General features: G+C 51.2%; 2 protein-coding genes. Both read left to right on the forward strand.

Annotated elements, in window-relative coordinates; all coding sequences use genetic code 11:
* Positions 1–609 (forward strand): hypothetical protein (locus tag BMX17_RS25735; RefSeq protein WP_211611508.1); only part of this gene is annotated, 609 nt, incomplete at its 5' end.
* A gap of 122 nt (positions 610–731) precedes the next feature.
* The coding region (locus tag BMX17_RS25740) for a hypothetical protein (protein WP_139203823.1) at positions 732–1,036 on the forward strand (305 nt) is incomplete at its 3' end.

The raw sequence follows: 1,036 nt of genomic DNA on the forward strand, positions 1-1,036 counted from the left end.
ATCGGGGTTGTGGCGGTACCTCCCCTGGGAATGGCCATGGAAACTGATGACAAGCTTCCGTCACTGACAGCATCTGCCACCGAGTCGGATCAGAATACAACTCAGAGCAACCAGACGCTTCTCTCCCAGAGCGAGTTATTCGGGTCAGTAGACGACGAAAAGGAACGGAAAACCACTGCGAACCTTTACTTTGTAGCAGTCAACGGAACATGGTTTCATGCACTACCGGATGGGACGATTGGTGCGCCAGCGCCTCACGGGAATGTTATTCCAAATGTGGACACGGAGATAGGAAATGGCACAACCGTAAACGAGACATTAGAGATTGACGAGGAAAATCTCCCGGTATATGTCTGGAAAGTGACACAGACCTGCGAGACGACGGCTTATAATGCATCGAGTAGTGATCTCATCGCAGACTTCGATATTCCGGGATGTTCTGGACTTCGTGCCCCATCAGAACCACCAACAGAAAACCAGACCACCCCTTCTCCATCTCCTCGGGAGACACACACAGAAACAACGGGCGGAACAGGTGCTGGATTCGACACAATCACTGCGATTATTGGATTCTGTGTGGTCGTCTTCTTCATTCGTGAACAGCACTAACTCCACACTGTGCTTTGGCTGCATTGCGCACCTAGTCATACCTCTCTTTCCAAAAATATTCAAAAGCTATTACACGAATATGTTGTATGAAGCGCCGTTCTGCCCTCCAGCTCGGTGGCACGATGCTGCTCACAGCATTAGCCGGCTGTTCACTCCCCGATTCGTCCGCGACCTCTGAAGTGGTAGTTTCTAAAATTACCATCCGAAATCGGCTTGAGAGGGCTGCCGAGGCTAGTATTCTGTTGACAGATAGCGATGAGATAGTCCTCTGGCGCACCGTCACAGTCCAGACCACACCGAATCAGTTCGTGACGTTCGACGACCTACCTGCTGAATCTGGGAAATACACGCTGTACGGACACGTTCCCAACTCTACCAGTGATGACCCCATTCGGGCAGATCTTGTCGAGGATGCAGGTGACCAATC

This window comes from Halorientalis persicus (genome assembly GCF_900110215.1).
Classification (GTDB): domain Archaea; phylum Halobacteriota; class Halobacteria; order Halobacteriales; family Haloarculaceae; genus Halorientalis; species Halorientalis persica.